Genomic DNA, 24,906 nt, shown 5'->3' on the forward strand with positions numbered 1-24,906 from the left:
TGGTACGGAAGGCTTCATGACCCCACCAGCGGCTTCCGTACCGTACCACGAGGAATCCTCGGATTGCGGAATGGCTTGATTCCAAGGATTCGTTCGCCAAGATCACGCCGTGGTACGGTACGGAACTAGGATTGCATGAATATAGGTTTTCCGTACCACACGATACCTGGACAGACCTCACCTGTGACATTCGGCCGTGACATTCACCCGTGGCATCCGGCGGGATGAACCTTCCGCATCATAGAGGTCAGAAACGTGTGGATATGCGGAACCCCGGATACAGGCACCTATGTGGGCCGTATCCGGGGTTTAGCATACCCGCTGTGAGCCGTGCGGCGTGCCTTAGGGCAATTGCGGCAATCAGTTGCGGAAATGGCTGAAGAACTCCTTGGTCTCCGGATCCTGCGATTCGTCCATGACCTCCCGCGGGGTGCCGTTCTCGGCGATCACGCCGCGGCGCAGCAGCACGATGCGGTCCGCCGCATCATGGGCGAAGCTCATCTCATGCGTGGCCATCAGGATGGTGGTGCCCTGATCCTTCAGCTCGGAGACCATGTCCAGCACCTCGCCGACCAGCATCGGGTCCAACGCGGAGGTGATCTCGTCCAGCAGCAGCAGTTCCGGATTGGTCATCAGCGCCCGGGCGATGGCCACGCGCTGCTGCTGCCCGCCGGACAGCTGGTCCGGATAGGCCCCGGCCTTGGCCCGCATGCCGATGCGGTCGAGCAGCTCCAGCGCACGCGCATCGGCGCGGTCCTTCGACCAGTGGTGCACCTTGCGGGCGGCCAAGGTCACGTTCCTGATCACCGACATGTGGGGAAACAGGTTGAACTGCTGGAACACTACGCCGATACGGGAACGGATGTCGTCCTGGTCCGCGCGGGGATCGGTGATGTCGGTGCCGCTGAGCCAGATCTGCCCGTCGTCCACCTGTTCGAGCAGATTCACGCATTTCATCAGCGTGGACTTGCCGGAACCGGACGGGCCGAGCAGCGCCACCACCTCATGCTGATGGATGTCGAAGGAGATGCCGTTCAGCACATGGGTGTAGCCGAAGGATTTGCGGATGTTGTCCAACCGCAGCACCACGGGCGCATCATCGAACGTCTGCCCGGTTTCGGGAACGGTTGCCTTCATGCTCATACCACACCTCCGCTCTGCTCACGCTTGCGCAGACGCTCGGAATACCAGTCGCTCAGCAGGATGAACGGCACACTCATCAGGATGAACAGCAGGCTGGCCACCACATACGGGGTGAAGTTGTATGAGCTGGCCACCTCGATCTGCGCGGCGCGCACGGCGTCCACCGCGCCCAGTACGGAGATCAGGCCCACATCCTTCTGCATCGAGATGAAATCGTTCATCAGCGCCGGCGTCACCTTGCGCAGCGCCTGCGGGATCACCACCAGCCAGGTGGTCTGCCCGGCGGTCAGGCCCAGGGAGCGTGCGGAGGCACGCTGCGAGGGATGCACATCGTTGAAGCCGGCGCGCAGCACCTCGGCCACATAGGCCGCATACCCGAGCACGATCGCGATCGTGCCCAGGATCGCCGGGTCGATACGCCCGAACAATCCCAGGCCGGGGATGCCGAAACCGATCAGATACAGCAGCACGATCATCGGGATGCCGCGCATCACGGTGGTGTAGACGGCAGCGATGACGCGCAACGGGAACATCACCGGGTTGCGGCTGGTACGGATCAGCGCAATCAGCGTGGCCAGGATTGCCACACCGATTACGGCCACGATCAGGATCCGCAGATTCAGCCACAGGCCGTCCAGCACTTCGGGAAAGCATTTGGCGAAGTATTCGGCGGAGAAGAACGTCTCCTTGACATGCGGCCATCCGGGGGACATCTGCAGACCCACCACAACCACCAGGGCCAGTACCACCGTGCTGAGCATGCTGATCGCCACGGACCGCAACTGCCGTTTGCGCCGCCAGGCGCGGCGGTCCAGTTCGACGTCGCTGACCGACGCCGCCCCGGCAACGGGGGAAGGGGAGGGAAGACTCATGGTTCCTACTCTAATTCGTTGGCGTAACAAGTATGCGGGGGAACGATACGCAACGGCCGGGCGCACTGAAGGCGTCCGGCCGTTGCATCAGGTCCCGGGTGCGTCGAACTGGGCCGTCAGGCGAGCTCGGGCAGGTCGGAGGTGTACTCGGCGAGCCACTGGTCCTGCAGCTTCTGCAGCGTGCCGTCGGCCTCCAGATCGTCCACGGCCTTGGTGGTGGCCTCGGTCAGCGGCGAATCCTTCGGCAGCACGATGCCCATGCCGTCCTTGTCCTCGGAGCCGGCGATGCGGCCGATCACCACGCCGTCCGCCACCTGGCCGGACTGCACCATGTACACGCACACGGTGGTGTCGGCCACCAGCGCGTCGATCTGCCCGGCGTCCAGCGCCTGGGCCAGCGAGGCATCGTCGTTGAAGGTCTGCACGTTGTCGGTGATCTTCTCCTTGGCGTAGGTGTAGCCCTGCGTGCCCACGGTGGCGCCGACCACGGCGTCCTTCAGGTCGGCGAGCGAGGTCGCGTTCGCGAACTTGCCGTCCTTCTTGACGATCACGGCGCGGGTGTCCTTGTAGTAGCCGGAGGAGAAGTCGACGGCCTGCTTGCGCTCGTCGGTGATGCCGAACTGCTGGATGTTCATATCCCAGTCCTTCGGGCCGGGGGCGATGGCCGCGTCGAAGGTCGTGCGGGTCCACACCACGTCGTCGGCGTCGAAGCCGAGCTGCTCGGCCACCGCGTACGCCACGGCCGCCTCATAGCCTTCGCCGGACTCCGGATCGTCGTTGAGCACCCACGGCTCATACGCCGGATCGCCGGTGGCGATGGTCAGCTTGCCCGGGGTCACGGTCTGCTGCGTCAGATCGCCGCTGTTCGCCTGAGTGTTGTCGGCGGCGTCCTGCGCGGTGTCGGAGCCGCACGCGGCGGTCAGCGCGAGCGCGGCGATGCTGAGCGTCGCGGCGGCGCCGCGGATGAACTGCTTGCCGGAAATGGTCATGTCACTCTCCTGAACTCGATATGGTTGTGAACTCGATATGGTTGGCAATGCCTGCGTCCATACGTATACTAGGACGCCGTTTGGCCAGAGGGAACCGTCCGGTCATCGGTTTTGCCGATAGCCGGTTATCAGCGCGATGTCTGCGGCTACTGCAGGGTGAACCCGGCGAATTCGAAACCGGGGCTGACCACGCAGGAGACGAGCGCGTCGCCGGCACCCGGCACGGTGCGCTGCCAGACGCCCGCGGGGATGACCAGATGGCCGACGGGTGCGGCGTCACCGTCCTCGGACGCGGCGATGCCGGTGCCGAGCACGACGGTGCGGACGGCGGTCTCGTCCGGTTCCTCGCCGTTGCCGGCCATCTCGATGGTGACCGGCGCGGGGCCGTGCCACAGCCAGATCTCGTCGGCGTCGACCTTGTGCCAGGCGCTGGCGTCGCCTTCGGCCAGCAGGAAGTAGATCAGCGACGACAGCGGCCTACGACCGGACTGGTCGTTGATCGGCGACTGCCAGTCGCGCACGTACCAGCCGCCTTCGGGATGGGGTTCGAGGCCGAGTTGTTCGACGACGGACCGGGCATAGGAGCTCATGTCAGTGAGGGATACGCTCATCGGGATGTCCTTTCGTGCTGTGGGTGGGGGGCGCCGGCATTATGTCAGGCGCGTGGGTCGGTCGTCTCGTCGTCGGGCGCGTTGAAGGCGCCGTGGTTGTAGACGAGGCGACCGGAGATGACGGTGGCCCGGTTGGTGCCGGCACCGTGCCGGACCAGGGTTTCGATGGTGGTTTCGATGTCGGCCGGGGAGGCGATGTCGACGGGGATGTCGAAGAACGCCAGGTCGGCGGTGGCGCCGGCGTTGACCTGGCCGATGCGGCCGGCGCCCACGTGCATGCCCATCTCCTGCGCGCCGCCGATGGTGAGCATGCGGATGATGCGGTGGGACAGGTCGTTGGCCCGGTAGCCCTGCGCCCGCGCCAGGTCGTAGAGCATGGCCGCGTCGTCGAGCACGTCCAGGCTGGGGGAGCTGGACAGCGAGTCGGTGCCGATGGCCAGCAGGTTGCCCTCCTCCAGGTAGGCGCGCACAGGCGCGTCCTTGCCGGTGACCGTGATGCGGTTCGACCGGGGGCACAACGCCACGCCGACCCCGCGCTGGCGCAGGATCCGCCGGTCCTCGGCGCTCGCCCACACGCCGTGGGCGATGTGCACGTCGGGGCCCAGGGATCCGAGCTGGTCGAGGAACTGGATGGCGGAGGCGTTGAGCCCCTCGCGTTTGAGCTCGGTGTAGCTGGTCCAATGCCGGTCGCGCCAGGCCGCGGCCGAATAGATGGTCAGGTCGTCGGTGTCCGCGCCGGCCTCCATCGGCGTTTCGGCCAGGTGGATGTGCAGGCGCATGTCCAGCTGGCGGGCGATGTCGGGCAGGTCCACGAACGGCGCGGTCTCTAGGGTGTACGGGGCGTGCGGGCTGATGCCGATGCTGGGCAGGCCCTCCTGCCGCATCGTGCCCAGATGCCCGACCAGTTCGCTGATGCCGGCGGTTTTCCAATCGCTGTTGCGCCAGTTCATCACCTCCCAGTAGGCCACGCCGTGCATGCCCTGCGAGGCGAGCGCGTCGGCCGCCTCCGGGTCGGTCACGATGTCGGCGGCCGCCGTGGTGCCGGCCTGAACCATCATGCGCGCGCCGGCTCGGGCCGAATCGCGCCACACGTTGCCGTCCAGCCCGTCGTAGACGTCGTCGAACGCGCGCTCCCAATCGTGGAAGCCGCCGTACGTTCCGCGCCCCACCTCGGCCATCACCGTGTACTGCAGATGGGTGTGCGCGTTGACCAGACCGGGGGTGATGACGCCGTGCCAGTGGCGTTCCTCCACGCGGGCGCCGGCGGCCAGTTCGGATTCGAGGGTGTCCCACACCCAACGACGGGTGCCGACGTGCACCACCCTGCTGCCGGACACGGCGATGGCGCCGTTGAGGATGACCGGTCCGGTGACCGGAATGATCAGCGGCGCCGAATACAGCGTGACCTGCGTGAGCGGCTCGGGATGTGCCGCGGCGTACAACGGGTCGTGGATGTTCACTGCCCCTCCTGTGTCTGCGATCGGCGTTCGGTTTCCGCGAACCGGGTCATCGTCCAGTCGTATCCGTTCTCCGCTACGGCATGGCTGACGCTGAACCCGCGCACGGACAGGGCGACGGCGGCGATGCGGCGGTCCGCGTCGGCGTCCAGTCGGTGCAGTCCGGGGCGGAGGGTGCCCCGCGTGCGCCACAGGTACGTGACGGCCGACACCTGCACGGCGAAGCTCAGGTCCATGATCTCGATCGGGTTGCCGCCGCCGGCCGTGTAGTTGACGCCGTCGCCCTCGGCCAGCAGCCGGATGACCGGCCCATCGGGCACGGCCAGGTCGCGGATGCGGCATCCGGTCTCGCTGCGGAAGTCCGGGATGTCGTCCAGGGCGATCTCGTTGGCGATGCCGCCGATGACGGCCAGCGCCGCCCCCTGCCGCATGCGCTGGAGGTGTTCCAGCGCGATGGTGTGCCGCACGCCGGTGGCCGAGACGACGATGTCCGCGTCGGCCAGTGCCTCGTCGATGTCCGTTGCGGCGAATCCGTCGAACACGGCCTGCAGGGCGGCCACGGGGTCGTTGTCGCAGACGGCGACCCGTGCACCGAGCGCGCGGACGCGCAGGGCGAAGCCGCGGCCGACCGGCCCGTAGCCGACCACCGCCACCCGCGCCCCCTCGAACGCGTGGGCACCGAGGATGTCCTGCATGGTGGTCACACAGGTCTCGCCGGTACCGTGCGTGTTGTCGAATCCAGTTTTCAGGATGCTGTCGTTGACCGCGATGACCGGAAACGTCAGCGCCCCGGCATCCTGCATGGCCTGGAACGCGCGGACGCCGCTGGTGGTCTCCTCGGATACGCCGATCAGGCCGTCCAGCAGCTCCGGCCGTTCGAGCGCGGCGAGTCGGGCGAAGCTCGCGCCGTCGTCGATGATGATCTGCGGGCGGATTTCATCCAGCAGCCGCAGCGCCCCCTGATGCGCCTGTTCGGCGGTCCACCCCGCATCGGCCTGAACCGTGATCCCTTCCCGGCGCAGCTGGTCGGCCACCCGCTGGTCGGTGGATTCCGGCTCGCAGAATACGCCCACCACGGCGCCTGCGGCCTTCAGCAGCCGCAGCAGCACGGCCGTCTTCGGCTCCAGGATCAGGCAGACTGCGATGCGTACGCCATGCAGGTCCGTTTCGCGGGTCAGCTCGTCCAGCAGCGCGGCGGTCACCGGCATATGCGCCTGCGCGGCGTCCATCGCCTCCACGCCGTCGGCGTGACGGGAATCGAACAGCCCCCCAACGGGGGCAGACGGGTCGAGCGGCGCCTCACCGGCTTTCAACAGGTCGTCCGTGCACGTCGCGTCGTCGGGGGTGGGCACCATACCCCACTGTGCAGCCTGCAATCGGAACCGTTCAACGGCCGGCTCCCCGTCGTCCGGCATCACAACACGGCGGCCGGCCAGCGAACGGTTCGTACGCTGGGACACCTCGGCCTCCCACGTGGCGAAATCCCAATCATCCGCGCCAAGAAAACCCAATGCCATGAGTGACATCATAACCATCCCGTTACGGCGACATCGCCGGCGGCGGCTACCGTCCGGTCAAGCCCAACGCCTCCAATGCGTCCCGCAGCGTGTCCACCTCCACCAGTTGTAGCCCGGGAATCCTGTTCCCGCGCCGCAATCTGGGCACCACGGCCGTCGTGAAGCCGAGCCGAGCCGCCTCTCGCAGCCGCTGCTCCAACCGCGGCGCGGGCCGTACCTGCCCGGTCAGGCTGATCTCGCCGATCGCGCAGGTCGTGCGCGGAATCGGACGGGAACGCGCCGCGCTCGCCAACGCCGCCACAATCGCCAGATCGCAGGCGGGCTCCTTCGCCACCCCGCCGGCGATCGTGGACACATACAGGTCATTGCCCAGCAGATTGATCCGGCCATGCCGGTACAGCACGGCCACCAGCATCGCGATGCGATTCGTGTCCACGCCGTTGACCGCGCGCCGCGGCGTCGGCAGCACCGAATTCGTCACCAGCGCCTGCACCTCGATCGGCAGCGAACGATGCCCGTCCAGCGTGAACGTCACGCAGGTGCCCTCCACCGGCGTGACGGCATCGGACAGGAACAACCCGGAGGGGTCGGCCACCTCCGCCACGCCCTCGCCGCTCATATCGAAGCAGCCCACCTCGTCGGTCGGGCCGAACCGGTTCTTCACCGCACGCAGCATGCGCAACGCGGTCTGGGCGTCGCCCTCGAACTGGCAGACCACATCCACCAGATGCTCCAGCGTTCGCGGCCCGGCGATTGACCCATCCTTGGTCACATGCCCGACCAGCAGCACCGGCACATCCAGGCTTTTGGCCGTGTCGATCAGGGCGCTCGCCACCTCGCGCACCTGCGTGGAGCCGCCGGAGATGCCATCGACCTCCTGGGAGACGATGGTCTGCGCCGAATCGACGATGGCCAGCGCCGGGCGCTCCCGCTCGATCAGCCCCAGCACGGTCGCCAGATCGGTGGTGGAGGCCAGCAGCAGATTCGGGGTCACCGCGTCGATGCGTGCGGCCCGCATGCGCACCTGCGCCTGGGACTCCTCGCCGGACAGATACAGCACGGTGCGCTCGGGATGCCGCTTGGCCACGGTGCCGGCGGTCTGCAGCAGCAGGGTGGATTTGCCGATGCCGGGCTCTCCCGCGACGAGCGCGACCGATCCGGGCACGATGCCGCCGCCCAAGACCCGATCGAATTCGCCGAACCCGGTGGGCAGGCGATGGACGGATTCGGTGCCGACCTCGGTGATCGGCGTGGCGGTGCCGTCCCCGACATGAAGCGCCGTGGTGCGCGAGGTGCGTCCGGGCGCGGCCGTGCGTGTGCCGGCGGCGGGCCTGGACTCGCGGAATTCCTCCACCGTGCCCCACTGGCCGCATTCGGGGCAGCGGCCATACCATTTGGGGCCGTTCCATCCGCATTCGGAGCATACGTACTGCGTCGAGGTCTTCGCCATATCTCGACGCTATCGGTGTTCGCAGACAAGGTGTGCGACCGGTTGTGCCGTTCCGGGGCAAGACCGTGGAACTCCCCGGCGGCGCGTCATGCCGCTGTGAGAGAATCGGGAACATGTCGAATACTCAAGGTTCCTCTTCTCATGGCAAGTTGATCGCCGTGGTCGTGGCCGCGGCGGTGGTGATCATCCTGGCGGTGCTCTCGGCGTTCGTATGGCCGGGCTGGGCTATTCGTCACGATGACGGTCAGTCGGACGCGCAGACGCAGCAGACCGCTCCGGAGCGTCCGAAGAAGCCGAGCATCGATGCCGTCGCGTTGCCGGAGGACGCCACCGAGCTGCTCAAGGCGATGCCCGACAGCGTGCTGAATTTCGCGCGTACCGCGGCCGCTGCCAGCACCAGCTGGGGATCCTCCACGCCGCTGGAGGAGTACACGATGACGTACTCCACCGGGGAGACTGCCGAGGGCGTCACGCTGATCGCGGCGCAGTGGTCCACGGCCGATGCGGCCAAGACGCAGTATGACGCGCTGGCTGGCGCGCTGACCGGCGAGGAGCTGGGCTCCGGCGAGGTCAAGGTGTCCGGGGAGACTAAGGGCAGCTATGTGGCCAAGCTGGATGCCGCCGATGATACCAAGGCGGTGGCGGTCTGGCAGAACGATACGGTGGTGTTCCAGGCCACCGGCGCCAAGGATTCGGTCGTCGATTTCTACATGGAGTTCCCGCTGTAATCCCGCCGCAATTGATGATGCGACGCGGGTGCCGTTAGGCAAAGTCCCCGAAGCAGTGTATTATTGGGCAAGTTGCAATCTTTACGATAACTAGGAACGGAGGCTCACGATGGGTTCGGTCATCAAGAAGCGCCGCAAGCGGATGAGCAAGAAGAAGCACCGCAAACTGCTGCGTAAGACTCGTCACCAGCGCAAGTAGTCTTGAGCTGAGCTCGATGAGCATCAGAAAACCCCGCAGAATCCTGCGGGGTTTTTCCGTATCTGTGCCCGATTCGTGTTTGATTCGTGCTCGGCTCGTCGGCGGATGCGCCGGCGGGCATGTGCCTTCACACCGAGTCGTCCTTCTCGGACTCTGATCCATCGTGACGGTGATGCAAGTCGTTGTCCATTGGCCTTCCGCCCAATGCGCGGATGGCTCATGGCCGCAATGGATCAGAGTCCGAAAAGCTGGGCCTTACTTGTTGGAGTTGGTCAGCACGCGCGGGCCGTTCGGGTCGCCCACGATCACCGTGTCGACCATGTTGAGGAACAGGCCGTGCTCCACCACGCCCACGGTGGTGATCAGGTCCTCGGCGAGCTCCTTCGGATGGTCGATGCGCTCCAGGTGCAGATCCACCACGTAGTTGTTCTCGTCGGTGCGCACCGGCTGGCCGTCGGCGTCCAGGCGCAGTACCGGCTTGTAGCCGCGGGCCTCGAACTTCTTGACCACCTGGCCGGCGCCGAACGGGATGACCTCGACCGGCAGCGGGAACTTGCCGATGGTGTCCACGATCTTGGATTCGTCCACGATCCAGACGATCTTGTTGGAGTTGATGGCCACGATCTTCTCCCACAGCAGCGCGGCGCCGCCGCCCTTGATGCCGTTGAAGTTGTTGTCCACCTCGTCGGCGCCGTCAATGGTCACGTCGATGTGGTCCACATCGTCGATGTCCACGATCTTGATGCCGTAGCTCTCGGCCTGCTCCTGGGTGCGGCGGGAAGTCGTGACGCCAGTGAACTGCAGGCCCTCTTCCTGCACGCGGCGGCCGAGCTCGTCAACCAGGAACCGAACGGTGGAACCCGTGCCCAGGCCGGCGATCATGCCGTTCTCGATCAGCTTGGCGGCTTCGATGCCGGCCGCCTTCTTCAGCGCATCCTGCTGTGCCTTATCCATAATCTGCTCCTTCGGCGGATACTCTCCCCCGGACCCCGACACGGTCCGAAGCTCAGTACCCCATAGTATCGGATGTTGCGCCGCGATGCATACGTTTGCGATGATTCGTCCGATCGGCTGCATGAATGGCATATCCGGTGACGGAGACGGGAACGGGCAGGCACATGGCTCATGACATGGCATAAGCCGCGCCCACTGGTGGTTAGCCGTGCCCACTGGACGTTAAGCCGTGCCTACCGACGGTCAGTCGCGCCGCACCGACTGCTAAGCCTGTCCGCTAACCGTTGTGTCTACCGACAATCAACCGCGTCGCACCTGGAAAACGGCTCCGTCCAGCGTGAGTGTGCCATCGCCCTGTACGTACCCCTCGACCTCGATGACGCCGCGGATGAATCGCGGCGACCCATTGTAGGTGGGGGAGGAGGCGGGCGGCGGCGAGAACCGCAGCGTGCCGGAGACCGTAAGCCCCGACCGGGAACGTTGTGCGGTGGCGGTTCCGCCGGAGGTCGGCGTGGGAGAGGGGCCGGGTGTCGCGCCATGTCCTGCGGTCTGGGGGGACTCGTTGGCGGTCCGGTTCGCGTCGCCGACGATGGTCCGGCTCGCGTCATCGGCGGTTCGGACCGTAGCGGCGGTGGCTTCGTCTGCCTCTGGCGATGAATCGGTTGTGGCGGTGTCGGTTGTGGCGGTATTGATCGTGTCGTCCGTGTTCTCGGCGAACGGGTAGTCCGGCACCCCCTCAGGTTCGGTCAGCATCTCGGCCAGCGACGGGCGTCGGTCGTGGTTCGTCGCATGCCGGGACTCGCCGTCATCATCCTGCGAGCCGCGGCCCAGATGGTAGTCGGCGTCGCTGATGGCCCCGTCGAGCAGCATCTGCGCGTCGCCGGGGACGTCGAGTCCATCCGCGTACTCGGAGGACATCAGCGACTGCCATCCCTCCTTCGGCAGGTAGCCGTCCCTGGCCTTGCTGCGGCAGTCCGCGGCGTACGTGCGGGCCAGCTCGTCGACCTTCTCGTTGCCGGCGTTACCGGCGTGCCCCTTGACCCACACGAACTTGACCGAACCGGCGCGCTTGGACAGCTCGTCGTCGATGGCCTTGATGAGCGCGGCGTTCTTGACCGGCTTCTTCTGGCTGTTCTTCCAGCCGTTCCGCTTCCAGCCGTGCACCCACTTGGTCGCGCAGTTGATCGCGTACTGTGAATCGGTTTCGATAACCAGCGGTTCGCTGCCCGGGTGCGCGCGCAACGCCTCCAGCACGGCGCACAGCTCGCCGATCTGGTTGGTGCCGTTCGTGGCGCCGCCCGCGTCGCAGTCGCCGGGGTGCTCATGCCCGGGCTGGCCGCCGGCGTGCGGCGTATGGTCGGCCCATGCCCAGCCCATCGGTCCATTGGGATTGCCAAGCGCCGAACCGTCCGTGGAAACCGTAATCGTCATGCGTCCCACCCTAAGGCAAGGTGCGGAGCGACCTCTTGATGCTGTAGCACGGGTCATTCAAGACGCGTCCTGGGTGGTGCGTACCTCATGGCTGTGGTACGCAATCGCTGAATGTGACTTTTTGGTGTTCCGTACCGTACCACAAGCTCAATTCGTTTCAGAGAACGTTGGAATTCCAAGGATTCTTCCCCTGAGAATCTCGTGTGGTACGGTACGGAATTCCTAAAGTGGGATATTGAGGATTCCGTACCACGGAGGTATGGTACGGAAGCTTCTGGATGGGGTCTCAGAGGTTGTGTACCACAAAGGTACGGTATAAAAGCCCTGAAGTAAGGGATTAAGGACTCCGTACCATAGGGTACGGAGTCCTGTGATTCATTTTCAGGATTCCGTGGCTCTTCCGTTTTTGGCATGTAGTCGCGGACGGTAGCCCTGACAAGTAGTTAGTCGGCACCTCGTTCTCGGTTTTGGGCATGTAGGCGGAAGGTGGGGCATACAGCGGGCATGCCTGTCATATTGTGTGAAAAGACAGCAACCATAAGCAAAAGGGGCGCTCCCTGCCGGGAACGCCCCTCCTTCACGGTTTTGCCGAGAAAGAGCGATTACTCGCCGAGGGCCTTGTCCACGACCTCGGTGGCCTCGTCGAGCACCTTGTCCAGCGCCTCCGGGGAGACGAAGGACTCGGCGTACACCTTGTAGATGTTCTCGGTGCCGGACGGGCGGGCCGCGAACCAGTTGTCCTTGGTCACCACCTTCAGACCGCCGATCTTTGCGCCGTTGCCCGGCGCCTCGGTCAGCTTGGCCTCGATGTCCTCGCCTGCCAGCTGGGTGGCGGTCACGTCCTCGCCGGACAGGGCCGCGAACTTGGCCTTCTGCTCAAGCGTGGTCGGGGTGTCGACGCGCTTGTACCAGCTCTCGCCGAAGCGCTCGACCTGCTCCTGGTGCAGCTGGGCCGGGTTCTTGCCGGTCTTGGCGGTGATCTCGGCGGCCAGCAGGTCGGGGATCAGGCCGTCCTTGTCGGTGGTCCACACGCGGCCGTCCATGCGCAGGAAGCTCATGCCGGAGCTCTCCTCGCCGCCGAAGGCCACCTCGCCCTTGAATAGCGGGTCCACGAACCACTTGAAGCCGACCGGCACCTCGACCAGCTTGGCTCCGATGGAAGCGGCCACACGGTCGATCAGCGAGGAGGAGACCAGCGTCTTGCCGATGCCGGCACCCTCCGGCCAGCCCGGACGGTTGCCGCCGAACAGGTACTCCACGCACACGGCGATGTAGTGGTTCGGGTTCATCACGCCCCAGTTCGGGCACACGATGCCGTGGCGGTCGGCATCCGGATCGGTGCCGCCGACTAGGTCGTACTTCTCCCACGCGCCGGCGTTGAGCTCGTCGACCAGGCCCTTCATAGCGTAGGTCGAGCTTGGGTCCATGCGAATCTTGCCGTCGTGGTCGATGGTCATGAAGCTCCAGGTCGGATCGACCTCGGGGCGTACCACGTCGATCGTCAGACCGTACTTCTCGTTCATCAGCGGCCAGTAGTTCACCGACGCGCCGCCGAGCGGGTCGATGCCCAGACGCACGCCCGAGGAGCGGATCACGTCGAAATCGATGACGTTGCCCAGATCGGAGACGTAGTGGTCGCGGTAGTCGAAACGTTCGACCAGATCGGACTTGACGGCCTGCTCGAACGGGACGCGCTTGACGTTCTTGTAATCACCGAGCAGTTCGTTGGCGCGCGCGGCGATGGCGTTGGTCGCCTCGGCCGGGGCCGGGCCGCCGGTCGGCGGGTCGTACTTGAAGCCGCCGTCGGTGGGCGGGTTGTGCGACGGGGTGACCACGATGCCGTCGGCCAAATCCTCGCCGGAGAACCGCTGTGTGCCGTCGGCCGCGCGGTTGTGGGTCAGGATGGCCTGGGAGACGACCGGGGTGGGGGTGTAGTCGTCGCGCGAATCGATGCGCACGCGCACGCCGTTGGCGACGAGCACCTCGATGGCGGTCTTCCACGCCGGCTCGGACAGGGCGTGGGTGTCGCGGCCGATGTACAGCGGACCGGTGACGCCCTGGGTCTTGCGGTATTCGGCGATGGCCTGGGTGATGGCCACGATGTGGGCCTCGTTGAATGAGGTCTTCAGGGACGATCCGCGGTGGCCGGAGGTGCCGAAGGAGACGCGCTGCTCGGCGACGGACGGATCGGGGACAAGGTCATAGTACTTGCCAATGACTTCGTCGACATTGATCAGATCTGCTGGGGTGGCGGGCATACCCGCATTATTTGCTACCATGACCCCATTGTGCCACGTTTTGGTGGGTTGTCGGGTCACCGTTGTCGCAAATTGTGCGTTTCGTCGGACGAACGGTACGGGATTTCACGCGTCGTTCATGCCGATGTCGCCCGGAGGTCAAGCGGAGAGGGACGTATCCGCTTCGACTGCGGCGGTCGTGGCGTCATCGGATGCGTCCGCTCCGGGAGCGGCATCGGCATCAGGGACGCGGTCGTTCGGCGTCGACGGTGTGCCCTCCGGCACGCGCACGGTGAGCGCCTGCCGTTCCACGGTGAACCGGATATGGCTGGTCTCGCGCAGGATATCGCCGTCCACTTCCGCCAGTGCAGGCTTCTCCAGACGCACCTCGGCGCTGACGCCCTGGATCTGGTCCACGGTGGAATTGGTGGACAGCGGGCTCTGCTGGGCCTTGCCGGTCACCGTCTGGTGGAGCACGTCGCCGAACAGGTTGGCCCAGCCGATCAGACCGCCCGTGGTGTCGATGATCTCGAAATCGAGGATACCGTCGTCCCACTTGGCTTCGGGCATCAGCGAGAACCCGGGGATCTGGCCGCAGTTGCCGGCCATCAGTGTGCGGAAGGTGAGTTTGGTGCGCGTGTGAGTGGAGCCGTCGGCGCTGGTGATGGAGACGCTGCCGCGGTATTTCGGCGCGAACAGGTGCTTGAACGCGCCCACGAAGTAGGCCAGCCAGCTGATGTTCTTCTTGAGTTCGGGATCGGTGTCGTCGATCATCTGCGCGTCGAAGCCCAGGCCTGCAATGATTAGGAACGCATGGCCGTGATCCTCCTCCTCGTTGTCCAGGATCGTCAGACGGCCCATATCCACCAGCTTCGAGCCGTGCGAGGTGGCCACGGTCAGCGCCGCGTCCACATCGTCCACGGGGATGCCCATGTTGCGGGCGAACAGGTTGCCGGTGCCGATCGGCACGATGCCCAGCGCGTGTCCGGTGCCGGACAGCGCGCTCGCCACCGTACGCACCGTGCCGTCGCCGCCCACGGCCACCACCACGTCGGCGCCGCCCTCCAGCGCCTCCCGCGCGCAGACGCGGCCGCTCTTGTCCAGCTGGGTGTCGATGAACTGCACCTCGTGCAGGTTGTGCGCCTCGCAGAACGCCTTGATATGCTCGCGGTACTGCTCGGCCTGCGGCTTGGAGGGGTTGATGACGAACGCGTAATGCACCTCGTCCTCGCGGCGTTCCACCAGCGCCGTCGCCAAACGGCGCCGCCTGCGGTCCTTGAGCATGGTCAGGACGGCGGTGATGATCAACGCGACCGCCGCGATGACGGCGATCACGATGGCGGTGGTGAGGACTGGTTCAGGCATGGTTCCCATTCTTCATACCGCCGCGACCGCGGAACGGGGAAATCCGCGTTCGTCAACGATACCTGCACGCATGGCGGACGGCTGGCGGCCAGTGTCGGCTTGCGGCACTAGTCTGGGAGCCATGCTTGATATCCAATTCATCCGTGAACATGCCGATGTGGTGCGCGAATCCCAGCGCAAGCGCGGCGAGTCCGTCGAGCTGGTGGACGAGGTGCTGCGCTCCGACGAGGTGCGCCGCTCCTCGCTCAAGGAGTTCGAGGCCGCCCGCGCCCAGCAGAAGGAGATCGGCAAGAAGGTCGCCGCCGCGCCGGCGGACGAGAAGGCCGCGCTGATCGCCCAGACCAAGGAGCTCAGCCAGAAGGTCGCCGAGTTCAAGGCCGCGGCCGACGCCGCGTCCGAGGAATACACCACCGCCATGTGGAAGCTGTCGAACATCGTCGAGCCCGAGGCGCCGGAGGGCGGCGAGGACGACTACGTGGTCGTCAAGAAGGTCGGCACCCCGCGCGACTTCGCGGCGGAGGGCTTCGAGCCGAAGGACCATATGACGCTCGGCACGCTGGTGGCCGGCATCGACACCCGCCGCGGCGCTAAGGTCTCCGGCTCCCGCTTCTACTTCCTGCGCGGCGCCGTGGCGCGCCTGCAGATCGCCATGCTGACCATGGCCGTCGACCAGGCCGAGGCCAACGGCTTCACACTGGCCATCACCCCTACGCTGGTGCGCCCCGAGGTCATGCGCGGCACCGGCTTCCTCAACTCCCATGCCGATGAGATCTACCGCCTGCGCGAGCCGGACGACCAGTACCTGGTCGGCACCTCCGAGGTGGCGCTCGCCGGCATGCATGAGGACGAGATCCTGGATCTGTCCAACGGCCCGCTGCGCTACTGCGGCTGGAGCTCCTGCTACCGCCGCGAGGCCGGCGCCGCCGGCAAGGACACGACCGGCATCATCCGCGTCCACCAGTTCGACAAGGTGGAGATGTTCGTTTACGCCCGTCAGGAGGACTCCTACAAGGAGCACGAGCGCCTGCTGGCCATGGAGGAGGAGATGCTCGCCAAGGTGGAGGTGCCGTACCGCGTGATCGACACCGCCGCCGGCGATCTGGGCTCCTCCGCCGCCCGCAAGTTCGACTGCGAGGCGTGGGTGCCGACCCAGGGCAAGTATCGCGAGCTGACCTCCACGTCGAACTGCACCGAGTACCAGGCCCGCCGTCTGAACATCCGCGAGCGTGTAGCCGACGGCGGCACCCGCCCCGTCTCCACGCTCAACGGCACGCTGGCCACCACGCGTTGGCTCGTCGCCATCCTGGAGAATCATCAGAACCCGGACGGCTCCATCGAGATCCCGCAGGCCATGCGCCCCTACATGGGCGGCCGCGAGGTCATTGAACCGACGACCTGGGAGGCCTGACCTCCGTCAGGCCTGCCGTACTCAGCGGCGTGCGCCTGTGTGCGGCGCACTGCTACGAACGGTTCACCGGACCGTTCGTCAAGCGGGAGGCCTGACCTCCGTCAGGCCTGCTGTGTTCTGCGGCGTGCGCCTGTGTGCGGCGCACTGCTACGAACGGTTCACTGGACCGTTCGTCAAGTGGGAGGCCTGATTCCACGGGTCGTTGTACACTAGCGACTCGTCGCGCCGTTTCGGCGCCCATGGGCAGATGTCCGAGCGGTCTAAGGAGACGGTCTTGAAAACCGTTGAGGTGCAAGCCTCCGCGAGTTCGAATCTCGCTCTGCCCGCTTCAGAACGGCTCCCGTGTGGGAGCCGTTCCCATATCCGCGTATGGACCCGACCCGGTGGATGACGCTTCTCGGGGGCATGATTCGCGGATCCGTTGGAGGACCCATGACAGGAATGATCACCGACGTCATCTTCGACTACTGCGATGTGCTGCTGGACTGGCGTCCCCGCATCCCGCTGGAGGGCCAGTATCCGCCCGGCGTCATCGACATGTTCTTCAGCGCCGACGACCCGCACGGCTTCCGGTACTATGACCGGCTCTCGGATTCGGGTTGGGACGAGGAGCGTATCCTGGCCGATTACGAGATCGAGCACGGGCCGGCCGTGGCCTGGGTATTCCGCATCTACTTCGAGCGGCAACGGCTTGCGCTCGCCGGGCTGCAGCCGGGCATGGGGGAGCTGCTGCGGGAGCTGGACGCCTCGGGCGTCCGACTGTGGGGCCTGACGAACTTCACTACCAAGTACGTCCGGGCGGCGCATGAGCTGTTCCCCGAACTGAACCTGCTGCGGGACACGGTCGTCTCCTCCGAGGAGGGCATCCTGAAACCCGATTCCGAGATCTACCGCCGGGCCATCGCCCGGTTCGGCGTCGACCCCGCAACCACGCTGTTCGTGGATGACAAGCCGGCCAATGTGGCCGCCGCCCGGGAGCTGAGGCTGAATGGTGAGGTGTTCACAGGGGCGGACCTGCTGAGGCGTTCGCACTACCTCGATGTTTCCTGAGCAACCCAAGGTTTTGCAGGGGTTCGATCATCGAGCGTCGAGGTAGTGCGAAGCCCCCTACTGCGGCTGGTCGGTGAAATTCACGAACAGGTTGTCCCGCCACGTCACGCGTGAGCCCTCCGGATGCCATGTGGTGGCCATGGGCCGCTCGGTGTCGGCCACGAACACGTTGTGTTCCACCACCGCCACGCCGTCGGCGCGGTCCAGTCGCAGCGGGTCGCAGTCCGGCCCCAGCACGAACACGTTGTCATGCACCCAGGCGTCCGGGTTGCGCGGGATGTCGATCGCGCCCATCCGGTCGTGGTGGGCCACGTTGTGGCAGAATTCCGTGTTGACCGCCATCTCGTTGCAGATCATCACGGTGCCGCCGCTGTTGCCGGATGAATAGTTGTACCGGTACACCGTGCCGTCGCCGTAATCGGCGTCCCAGGCCTGCCCGTCGCCGTTGCCGTTGTCCGCGTTCAGCGTGTCATAGGCCTGGTTGTGCTCGAACAGCGCGTTCTTGCACCGCCAGGGCCAGATCGCGGCGGCCACGCGCCCGTCGTCGGTGGCCGTGTACACGTCGGTGCGGATCTGACGGGCGGCGCGGCGGGAGATATTGCGGCGGATGACCGGCCGGTCGCAGTACATCGTGGTGATGGCGTCGCCGCCGGCGTCCTCGACCACGTTGTCCTCGACCACCACGTTCGTGGCGCCGTACCGTGCGATCAGTGCGTCGCCGATGGTGCCGTCGCCGTAGTCGAAGGTGTTGTTCCAGCGGCCGTCGGCATCCTTGCCGCCGTGGTCGATCATGTTGAGGTACGCGGTGTAGCCGACGGCGATGCCCCAGCGGCTGGTCCGGCGCACGGTGTTGCCGCTGATGCGCACGTCGTCGAAACGGGCGATGTCGGTGTCGATGCGGGAGGGGGCCTCGGGGAAGTGGGCGATGATGTAGATGCCGCCGTTGGCCATGTGCTTGTCGTACACGTTGCCGTCCACGTCGTGGATGTACAGGTTCGTAAGAACCGTGTGGGTGACGGTGCCGCGGTCCTCCGCGATGACGGCCACGCCGGTGCGATCCATGACGTCGCGGTCGTTGTACGCCATGCCGTCGGAGTCGTCGACGCGGCGATTGGTGATCTCCAGGTCGGACACCTCGACGTACGGCATGTCGCGGAGCAATACCGCGGTGGACACCTCGCCGCGGTTGCGGTGCGGGGCGCCGCCGATCGGCGCCCGGTAGTCCTCGAACCAGACGCCCGTGCCGTCGGCGTGGATGGCCGGCAGCGGGCCCTCCCCGTAGGCGCCGATGACGATCGGTTGGCCGGGGGCACCGGCGCCGGAGGGATGCAGATGCTGCCCCTGGAACACCGAGCCGCGTTCGAGCCGTACCTCGTCCGCCGGTTCGAGTGTGAGCGCGTTGATCGATTCGAGCGTGGCGAACGGATGCTCGGCGGATGTGCCGGCATTCGCGGCGTCGCCGTGGATGGTGGAGACATAGTAGACGGTCATGGAACGCTCCCTTGCTGAACATGCCGAATAATCAGTTCGTTCAGCCAGCTTACACGACGATGGATGGTGGCAGGGGGTTCCGGGACGGGCGGATTCGGCCTGAGCCATAGGGACTCGCCTAATTTGTAAGGTTAGTTGCTGATTTGGTGTAATCGAGGTATCCTAAGTCTTGTCACATAGGTGTGGCATCCACACGGAAGTGGAGTCATTTTCGGAAAGGAAGCGGAGAATGGCATTCAACAAGCGTTTTATGGCTGGACTGGCCGCAGTGGCCGTCCTGGGCGTCGCATTGTCCGGCTGCGGTGGCGATACCGCGGACGGCGGCTCCGGCGGCGGGGGCGCCAGCGGCGAGCCGATCGAGATCACCTACCTGCACCGTCTGCCGGATTCGGACGGCATGGTTCAGGTCAATGACATCGTGGCCAGGTGGAACGAGGAGCATCCCGACATCCACGTCACCGCCACCAAGTTCGACGGCAACGCCTCGGACATGATCAAGAAGCTGGAGACGGACGTCAAGGCGGATAACGCCCCGGACCTGGCCCAGGTCGGTCTGGCCGAGGTGCCCGAGGTGTTCACCAAGGGTCTGCTGATGGACGTGACCGAGGAGGCCGCCAAGTATGAGGACCACTTCGCCGCCGGCCCGTTCTCGCTGATGCAGGTGGGCGGCAAGACCTACGGCCTGCCGCAGGACACCGGCCCGCTGGTCTACTTCTACAACGAGGCCGAATTCCAGAAGCTGGGCATCACCGAGGTCCCGCAGACCAAGGACGAGCTGATCGCGGCCGCCAAGACCGCCGCCGCGCAGGGCAAGTACATCATGTCCTACCAGGCCGATGAGGCCGGCAACATGCTCTCCGGCCTGGCTGGCGCCTCCGAGCCCTGGTACAAGGTGGAGGGCGACTCCTGGGTCGTCAATACCGAGACCAACGGCTCCGCCGAGGTCGCCGACGTGTTCCAGCAGCTGCTGGATGCCGGCGCCGCCACCACCAACCCGCGTTGGGATCCGTCCTTCGACGCCTCGCTGCAGGACGGTTCGCTGATCGGCACCGTGGCCGCCGCCTGGGAGGCCCCGCTGTTCATCGACTCCTCCGGCGGCACCGGTGCGGGCGATTGGCGTGTGGCGCAGCTGGGCGACTGGTTCGGCAATGACGGCAAGACCGGCCCCGATGGCGGCTCCGGCGTGGCCGTGCTGAAGGGTTGCGAGCATCCGGCCGAGGCGATGGAGTTCCTCGACTGGTTCAACACGCAGGTCGCCGACCTGGTCTCGCAGGGTCTGGTCGTGGCGGCCACCACCGAGGCGGCCGAAACCCCGGATGACTGGTCCGAGTTCTTCGGCGGCCAGGACGTGATGGCCGAATTCGCCACCGCCAACGAGAACATGGGCGACTTCACGTACATGCCGGGCTTCTCCGCGGTCGGCGCCGCGATGAAGGAGGCCGCCGCCAAGGCTGTGGACGGTTCCGGCAAGGTCGCTGACGTCTTCTCCGTGGCGCAGACCACCTCGATTGATACGCTGAAGAACCTCAACCTGTCCGTGGCTGAGTGACGGCGGCGGGACGGATTCCGCCCCCGTACCATGTCGGGAAAGAGGCCGGGGTCCCTGGGACTCCGGCCTCTTTCGGGTAGAGCAGGGCCAATGATGTCCTCTTCTCTTTGAAAGCAGGTTTTAGATATGACTGCAACCACACACGCGCCAAAGGCGGCGCAGCGGTCCTCCAAACCGAAGCGGTCCAACGCCGCCAAACGCGAGAACCGCACCGGATGGGCGTTCATGGCCCCGTTCGCCCTCCTGTTCGCCTTCGTGTTCATCCTCCCCATCGGCTGGGCCATCTACTCCAGCTTCTTCCGGCAGGTCGTCTCGGGCGGCGGCGCCTACGGCGGCGGCGAACTGGTGAACCAGTTCGTGGGCCTGGAGAACTTCCGCTACGTCATCACCTCCGGCGACTTCTGGGCCGGCGTCGGCCGCGTGGTCATCTACACGCTGATCCAGGTGCCGATCATGATCATCGCGGCGCTGGCGCTGGCCATGATCATCGACTCCTTCGTCGTCAAGCACATCTCAGGCTTCCGCCTGGGCTACTTCCTGCCGTACGCTATCCCCGGCGTGGTGGCCTCGATCATCTGGGTGTACCTGTACAACGGCCAGATCTCGCCGCTGGTCAAGGGCTTGGCGGCGCTCGGCATCAACGTGGACTTCTTCGCTGACAACATCGTGCTCGCCTCGATGGCGAACATCACCACCTGGACCTTCACCGGCTACAACATGCTGATCTTCCTGGCGGCGTTGCAGGCCATCCCGCACGATCTGTACGAGGCGGCCCGCATCGACGGTGCCAACGGTTGGCAGATCGCCATGAAGATCAAGCTGCCGAACGTGCGCTCCGCCGCGCTGCTGGCCATGCTGCTGTCGATCGTCGGCACCATCCAGCTGTTCAACGAACCCCAGATCATGCAGACCGCCGACCCGGGCATCTCCAAGTCGTTCACGCCGATGATGATGGCCATGAACACCTCGCAGGGCACGCTGACCCCGAGCGGTGACGGCCCGGCCTCGGCCGTGGCCATCATGATGGCGCTGATCGCAGGCGTGCTGGCCATGGCCTACGCCTTGGTGGAAAGGAAGGTGAACGAGGAATGAGCATGTCCATGAGCAAGGAGGCGCGCGCACGCCGCCGCGCCGACCGCATCCGCGACAAGCACGCGAACGACCTGCCCCGCTCGATGCGCCCGAACGCGTTCGTCAAGACGCTGACCATCGTCGTGCTCGTGCTGGTCCTGATCTACTTCCTGTTCCCGATCTACTGGGCCATCATCGCCTCCACCAAAGCCCCCTCGCAGCTCACCGGCAGCAACGGCTTGTGGTTCGCGGTGCCGCTGAACGAACTGCCCGGCGCCATCGCCGACAACTACGCCACTCTGCTGGGCTGGACGCGAGGCCAGTTCTGGCGCTGGGTCGGCAACTCGCTGCTGTACTCGTGTGCCTCCGCGCTGATCGGCACCATCGTGTCGGTGATGGCCGGATACGCCACCGCCAAGTTCAACTTCCGCGGCAAGGGTGTGGCCATCGGCATCGTCATGGCTTGCATGCTCATGCCCGCGGCCCTGCTGACGATCCCGCAGTATTCGATCTTCCACGCGCTGCACCTGACCAACACGGTGGCCTCGATCATCATCCCGTGCTCGGTCTCGCCGTTCGGCTTCTTCCTGGGCCGCGTGTACGCGCAGACCTCGGTACCGAACGAGCTGCTGGAGGCGGCCCGCATCGACGGTGCCGGCGAGGCCAGGATCTTCTTCACCATCGTGCTGCGCATCCTGGCGCCCGCCATGGTGACGATCTTCCTGTTCCTGTTCGTGGCGACCTGGAACAACTTCCTGCTGCCGTTGATGATGGTCTCCAGCGATGAGCTCAAACCCGTCACACTGGGCCTGTACGGCATGGTCTCGCTGGCCACGTTCAACGACCGCGGCGCCCTGATGATGGGCGCGCTGCTCGGCGTGCTGCCGGTGATCGTGCTGTTCCTGGGCCTCCAGCGCTACTGGCAGGCCGGCCTGGCTGCCGGCGCCGTCAAGGGCTGACGGCACCGGCAATACCCCAAGGAGGGACGGTACTGCCGCCGTCCCTCCCGTTCAGTGCGCCCTTCCTTGAGGGAGGGCCTAACCCCAAGAATTCCCAAAAGGAGTACAGTCTTATGACCACCGGACGTTTCACCATTCCCAGCGAAGAGAACTTCGCCGAGAAAACCAAGGAGCTGGCCGATCTGTGGGGCGCCGACGCCATCCGCAACTCCGACGGCACCCATCTGGACGAATCGGTGCTGGCGCTGGGCAAGAAGGTGTACAGCGCCTACTTCCCGACCCGCGCCCACAACGAGTGGATCACCCTGCACATGGACGAGACCCCGCAGGTCTACCTGCTCACCGACCGGATCCTGGCCGAAACCAGCACCGTCACGATCCCGCTGATGGACGGCTTCTACGAGGAGCAGCTGCAGCCCAACCGCGACGCCGACCCCCACCGGTATTGGGAGGTCGTTGACCGCACAACCGGCGAAGTCGTCGACACCGCCGACTGGACCTACGATCCGGCCGCCGACACGGTCACCGTCTCCGGTGCAACCCCGATGCACGAATACACGGCCTCGTTCCTGGCCTACATCATCTGGGATCCGGTGGAGATGTACAACCACCTGACCAACGACTGGGGAGACAAGGAACACGAGATCCCGTTCGACATCTACCACGAGCAGACCCGGGACTTCGTGTTCGACACGTTCTCCCGGTGGCTCAAGGATAGCCCCCAGACCGACGTGGTGCGCTTCACCACGTTCTTCTACCAGTTCACCCTCCTGTTCGACGCCAAGCACCGCGAGAAGGTGGTCGACTGGTTCGGCTGCGCCTGCACCGTCTCCCCGAAGGCGCTCGACGACTTCGAGGCCCGGTACGGCTACCGGCTGCGCCCCGAGGACTTCGTGGACGCGGGCTGCTACAACTCCGCCTGGCGCGTGCCGCGCAAGGCGCAGCGCGACTGGATCGACTTTCTCTCCGACTTCGTGCGCGCGAACGTCAAACGGCTGGTCGACCAGACCCACGCCGCCGGCAAGGAAGCCATGATGTTCCTCGGCGACCAGTGGATCGGTACCGAGCCCTACAAGGACGGCTTCGGCGACCTGGGTCTGGACGCCGTGGTCGGCTCGATCGGCGACGGCACCACCACCCGCATGATCGCCGACATCCCCGGCGTCAAGTACACCGAGGGCCGGTTCCTGCCCTACTTCTTCCCCGACACCTTCTACGAGGGCAACGACCCGAGCATCGAAGGCCTGGACAACTGGCGCAAGGCCCGCCGCGCGATCCTGCGCTCGCCGATCTCCCGCATGGGCTACGGCGGGTACCTCTCGCTGGCCGCCAAATTCCCCAAATTCGTGGACACGGTGGCGCATATCGCCGACGAGTTCCGCGACATCCACGAGCGTACCGGCGGCAAGCCGGCCGAAGGCGAGCTGAACGTGGCGATCCTCAACAGCTGGGGGCGGATGCGCTCCTGGATGGCGTTCACCGTGGCGCACGCCCTGCCGAACAAGCAGACCTACTCGTATTACGGCATCCTGGAGGCGCTCTCCGGCATGCGCGTCAACGTGCGGTTCATCAGCTTCGACGACGTGCTCGACCACGGCGTGGACCCGGATATCGACGTGATCATCAACGGCGGCCCGGTCGACACCGCGTTCTCCGGCGGCGACGCCTGGCGCGACCCGCGTCTGCTGGAGACCATCCGCGCCTGGGTGCGCGGCGGCGGCGCGTTCGTGGGCGTCGGCGAGCCGACCGCGGTGCCGCGCTTCCAAGCCGGCCGCTTCTTCCAGCTGGCCGACGTGCTCGGCGTGGACGAGGAGCGGTTCCAGACCCTGTCGGTGGACAAGTACTTCCCCGAGGTCACGCCGGAACACTTCATCACCGCCGACGTGCATCTGGCCGACGGCGTGCTCGACGCCTGGCGCGCGGCCGGCCGCACCCGTGACATCAGCGGTTGCGGCGGCGGCATCGGTGCCACGATCGGCGGCATCGACTTCGGCGAGCCGATCGCGAACACGTACCCGGTCAACGAGGACGTGACCCTGATTCGCGCCGACGACGGCCAGGTGCAGCTCGCGGTCAACGACTACGGCAAGGGTCGGGGCGTGTATGTGTCCGGTCTGCCGTACTCGGCCGCGAACGCACGTCTGCTGGAACGCATCCTGTTCTACGCCAGCCATCACGAGGACCGGTACGATGCGTGGAGCTCGACCAACCCCGAGTGCGAGGTCGCGTACTTCCCCGATTCGCATCAGTACTGCGTGATCAACAACACCGACCGCCCCCAGTCCACCACGGTCCGTCACGCCGACGGCACCGAAACGGTCTACAACCTGGACGGCAGCGGCATCGCTTGGCACGAGGTCTGAGCTGGAGGCATTATCCCTGCGGCCGCCCGCGAACCAACCGCGGGCGGCCGCGGACCACCCCA

General features: G+C 65.8%; 20 protein-coding genes and 1 tRNA gene. 9 read left to right on the plus strand and 12 right to left on the minus strand.

Translation table 11 applies throughout. The features are described 5' to 3' along the window. Positions 1-360 precede the first annotated feature (360 nt). From B4C31_RS07750 to radA, 7 genes are all read right to left on the minus strand, one after another. A complete protein-coding gene (locus B4C31_RS07750) occupies positions 361-1,143 on the minus strand; it encodes an amino acid ABC transporter ATP-binding protein (protein ID WP_291532000.1) in 783 nt (260 codons plus the stop codon). Then, the gene (locus B4C31_RS07755) at positions 1,140-2,015 is read right to left on the minus strand and encodes an amino acid ABC transporter permease (protein WP_043170324.1); all 876 of its coding nucleotides are present in this window, start codon (positions 2,013-2,015) and stop codon (positions 1,140-1,142) included. Before B4C31_RS07755 ends, B4C31_RS07750 begins: the two co-directional genes overlap by 4 nt. A 116-nt stretch (positions 2,016-2,131) precedes the next feature. Next, the gene (locus B4C31_RS07760; protein WP_291532001.1) at positions 2,132-3,004 is read right to left on the minus strand and encodes an ABC transporter substrate-binding protein; all 873 of its coding nucleotides are present in this window, start codon (positions 3,002-3,004) and stop codon (positions 2,132-2,134) included. A gap of 146 nt (positions 3,005-3,150) precedes the next feature. Further along, a complete protein-coding gene (locus B4C31_RS07765) occupies positions 3,151-3,615 on the minus strand; it encodes a cupin domain-containing protein (protein ID WP_291532002.1) in 465 nt (154 codons plus the stop codon). Positions 3,616-3,659: 44 nt separating this feature from the next. Continuing rightward, positions 3,660-5,075, minus strand: a complete 1,416-nt coding sequence (locus B4C31_RS07770) for an amidohydrolase family protein (RefSeq protein WP_291532003.1) — start codon at positions 5,073-5,075, stop codon at positions 3,660-3,662. Continuing rightward, positions 5,072-6,589 carry an adenosylhomocysteinase gene (locus tag B4C31_RS07775; RefSeq protein WP_291532004.1) on the minus strand — a complete coding sequence of 506 codons (1,518 nt, stop codon included), beginning with the start codon at positions 6,587-6,589 and terminating at the stop codon, positions 5,072-5,074. Before B4C31_RS07775 ends, B4C31_RS07770 begins: the two co-directional genes overlap by 4 nt. Before the next feature lie 46 nt (positions 6,590-6,635). Beyond that, positions 6,636-8,039 carry a DNA repair protein RadA gene (gene radA / locus B4C31_RS07780; RefSeq protein ID WP_291532005.1) on the minus strand — a complete coding sequence of 468 codons (1,404 nt, stop codon included), beginning with the start codon at positions 8,037-8,039 and terminating at the stop codon, positions 6,636-6,638. 113 nt (positions 8,040-8,152) lie between these two features. Here radA and B4C31_RS07785 point away from each other — a divergent pair, with 113 nt between their 5' ends. Further along, on the plus strand, positions 8,153-8,767 hold the full coding sequence (locus B4C31_RS07785) for a hypothetical protein (protein WP_291532006.1): 615 nt from the start codon (positions 8,153-8,155) through the stop codon (positions 8,765-8,767). A 109-nt stretch (positions 8,768-8,876) separates the two neighbouring features. Then, complete coding sequence (locus B4C31_RS07790; protein ID WP_004268639.1) at positions 8,877-8,966, plus strand: 30S ribosomal protein bS22; 90 nt, start codon at positions 8,877-8,879, stop codon at positions 8,964-8,966. A gap of 255 nt (positions 8,967-9,221) precedes the next feature. Here the strand turns inward: B4C31_RS07790 and rpiA are convergent, their stop codons facing one another. From rpiA to B4C31_RS07810, 4 genes are all read right to left on the minus strand, one after another. Continuing rightward, positions 9,222-9,920 (minus strand): ribose-5-phosphate isomerase RpiA, encoded by a 699-nt coding sequence (gene rpiA, locus B4C31_RS07795; RefSeq protein ID WP_291532007.1) that lies wholly within the window; start codon positions 9,918-9,920, stop codon positions 9,222-9,224. Between the two features lie 300 nt (positions 9,921-10,220). Next, positions 10,221-11,351, minus strand: a complete 1,131-nt coding sequence (locus B4C31_RS07800) for a ribonuclease H family protein (protein ID WP_291532008.1) — start codon at positions 11,349-11,351, stop codon at positions 10,221-10,223. 602 nt (positions 11,352-11,953) lie between these two features. Beyond that, positions 11,954-13,630 carry a phosphoglucomutase (alpha-D-glucose-1,6-bisphosphate-dependent) gene (gene pgm, locus B4C31_RS07805; protein WP_291532009.1) on the minus strand — a complete coding sequence of 559 codons (1,677 nt, stop codon included), beginning with the start codon at positions 13,628-13,630 and terminating at the stop codon, positions 11,954-11,956. A 117-nt stretch (positions 13,631-13,747) separates the two neighbouring features. Continuing rightward, positions 13,748-14,953 (minus strand): diacylglycerol/lipid kinase family protein, encoded by a 1,206-nt coding sequence (locus tag B4C31_RS07810; protein ID WP_291532010.1) that lies wholly within the window; start codon positions 14,951-14,953, stop codon positions 13,748-13,750. Positions 14,954-15,074: 121 nt separating this feature from the next. Here B4C31_RS07810 and serS point away from each other — a divergent pair, with 121 nt between their 5' ends. The 3 genes from serS (at position 15,075) to B4C31_RS07825 (ending at position 17,411) form a co-directional block, all read left to right on the plus strand. Then, on the plus strand, positions 15,075-16,361 hold the full coding sequence (gene serS / locus B4C31_RS07815; protein WP_291532011.1) for a serine--tRNA ligase: 1,287 nt from the start codon (positions 15,075-15,077) through the stop codon (positions 16,359-16,361). A 241-nt stretch (positions 16,362-16,602) separates the two neighbouring features. After that, positions 16,603-16,687, plus strand: a tRNA-Ser gene (locus B4C31_RS07820). A gap of 106 nt (positions 16,688-16,793) precedes the next feature. Continuing rightward, positions 16,794-17,411 carry an HAD-IA family hydrolase gene (locus B4C31_RS07825; protein WP_291532012.1) on the plus strand — a complete coding sequence of 206 codons (618 nt, stop codon included), beginning with the start codon at positions 16,794-16,796 and terminating at the stop codon, positions 17,409-17,411. 57 nt (positions 17,412-17,468) lie between these two features. Here the strand turns inward: B4C31_RS07825 and B4C31_RS07830 are convergent, their stop codons facing one another. Further along, positions 17,469-18,902: a hypothetical protein gene (locus B4C31_RS07830; RefSeq protein ID WP_291532013.1), complete on the minus strand. Its 1,434-nt coding sequence runs from the start codon at positions 18,900-18,902 to the stop codon at positions 17,469-17,471. Between the two features lie 229 nt (positions 18,903-19,131). Between B4C31_RS07830 and B4C31_RS07835 the strand changes: the two genes are divergently transcribed. From B4C31_RS07835 to gnpA, 4 genes are all read left to right on the plus strand, one after another. Next, the gene (locus B4C31_RS07835) at positions 19,132-20,451 is read left to right on the plus strand and encodes an ABC transporter substrate-binding protein (RefSeq protein WP_291532014.1); all 1,320 of its coding nucleotides are present in this window, start codon (positions 19,132-19,134) and stop codon (positions 20,449-20,451) included. A gap of 126 nt (positions 20,452-20,577) precedes the next feature. Continuing rightward, positions 20,578-21,543, plus strand: a complete 966-nt coding sequence (locus B4C31_RS07840) for a carbohydrate ABC transporter permease (RefSeq protein ID WP_204386281.1) — start codon at positions 20,578-20,580, stop codon at positions 21,541-21,543. After that, complete coding sequence (locus B4C31_RS07845; protein ID WP_291532015.1) at positions 21,540-22,481, plus strand: carbohydrate ABC transporter permease; 942 nt, start codon at positions 21,540-21,542, stop codon at positions 22,479-22,481. Before B4C31_RS07840 ends, B4C31_RS07845 begins: the two co-directional genes overlap by 4 nt. 113 nt (positions 22,482-22,594) lie before the next feature. Then, entirely contained in the window at positions 22,595-24,844 is a 2,250-nt protein-coding gene (gene gnpA / locus B4C31_RS07850) for a 1,3-beta-galactosyl-N-acetylhexosamine phosphorylase (protein WP_291532016.1), read from the plus strand. Positions 24,845-24,906 lie beyond the last annotated feature (62 nt).

The sequence above is a fragment of the Bifidobacterium sp. UBA4282 genome, from assembly GCF_002394995.1.
Lineage (GTDB): Bacteria > Actinomycetota > Actinomycetes > Actinomycetales > Bifidobacteriaceae > Bifidobacterium > Bifidobacterium pullorum_B.

Bases quoted from the DNA above. Each gene is read 5' to 3' on its own strand.
- B4C31_RS07750 (WP_291532000.1), bottom strand. From the start codon at position 1,143: ATGAGCATGAAGGCAACCGTTCCCGAAACCGGGCAGACGTTCGATGAT.
- B4C31_RS07755 (WP_043170324.1), bottom strand. From the start codon at position 2,015: ATGAGTCTTCCCTCCCCTTCCCCCGTTGCCGGGGCGGCGTCGGTCAGC.
- B4C31_RS07760 (WP_291532001.1), bottom strand. From the start codon at position 3,004: ATGACCATTTCCGGCAAGCAGTTCATCCGCGGCGCCGCCGCGACGCTC.
- B4C31_RS07765 (WP_291532002.1), bottom strand. From the start codon at position 3,615: ATGAGCGTATCCCTCACTGACATGAGCTCCTATGCCCGGTCCGTCGTC.
- B4C31_RS07775 (WP_291532004.1), bottom strand. From the start codon at position 6,589: ATGGCATTGGGTTTTCTTGGCGCGGATGATTGGGATTTCGCCACGTGG.
- radA (WP_291532005.1), bottom strand. From the start codon at position 8,039: ATGGCGAAGACCTCGACGCAGTACGTATGCTCCGAATGCGGATGGAAC.
- B4C31_RS07785 (WP_291532006.1), top strand. From the start codon at position 8,153: ATGTCGAATACTCAAGGTTCCTCTTCTCATGGCAAGTTGATCGCCGTG.
- B4C31_RS07790 (WP_004268639.1), top strand. From the start codon at position 8,877: ATGGGTTCGGTCATCAAGAAGCGCCGCAAGCGGATGAGCAAGAAGAAG.
- rpiA (WP_291532007.1), bottom strand. From the start codon at position 9,920: ATGGATAAGGCACAGCAGGATGCGCTGAAGAAGGCGGCCGGCATCGAA.
- B4C31_RS07800 (WP_291532008.1), bottom strand. From the start codon at position 11,351: ATGACGATTACGGTTTCCACGGACGGTTCGGCGCTTGGCAATCCCAAT.
- pgm (WP_291532009.1), bottom strand. From the start codon at position 13,630: ATGGTAGCAAATAATGCGGGTATGCCCGCCACCCCAGCAGATCTGATC.
- B4C31_RS07810 (WP_291532010.1), bottom strand. From the start codon at position 14,953: ATGCCTGAACCAGTCCTCACCACCGCCATCGTGATCGCCGTCATCGCG.
- serS (WP_291532011.1), top strand. From the start codon at position 15,075: ATGCTTGATATCCAATTCATCCGTGAACATGCCGATGTGGTGCGCGAA.
- B4C31_RS07825 (WP_291532012.1), top strand. From the start codon at position 16,794: ATGACAGGAATGATCACCGACGTCATCTTCGACTACTGCGATGTGCTG.
- B4C31_RS07830 (WP_291532013.1), bottom strand. From the start codon at position 18,902: ATGACCGTCTACTATGTCTCCACCATCCACGGCGACGCCGCGAATGCC.
- B4C31_RS07835 (WP_291532014.1), top strand. From the start codon at position 19,132: ATGGCATTCAACAAGCGTTTTATGGCTGGACTGGCCGCAGTGGCCGTC.
- B4C31_RS07840 (WP_204386281.1), top strand. From the start codon at position 20,578: ATGACTGCAACCACACACGCGCCAAAGGCGGCGCAGCGGTCCTCCAAA.
- B4C31_RS07845 (WP_291532015.1), top strand. From the start codon at position 21,540: ATGAGCATGTCCATGAGCAAGGAGGCGCGCGCACGCCGCCGCGCCGAC.
- gnpA (WP_291532016.1), top strand. From the start codon at position 22,595: ATGACCACCGGACGTTTCACCATTCCCAGCGAAGAGAACTTCGCCGAG.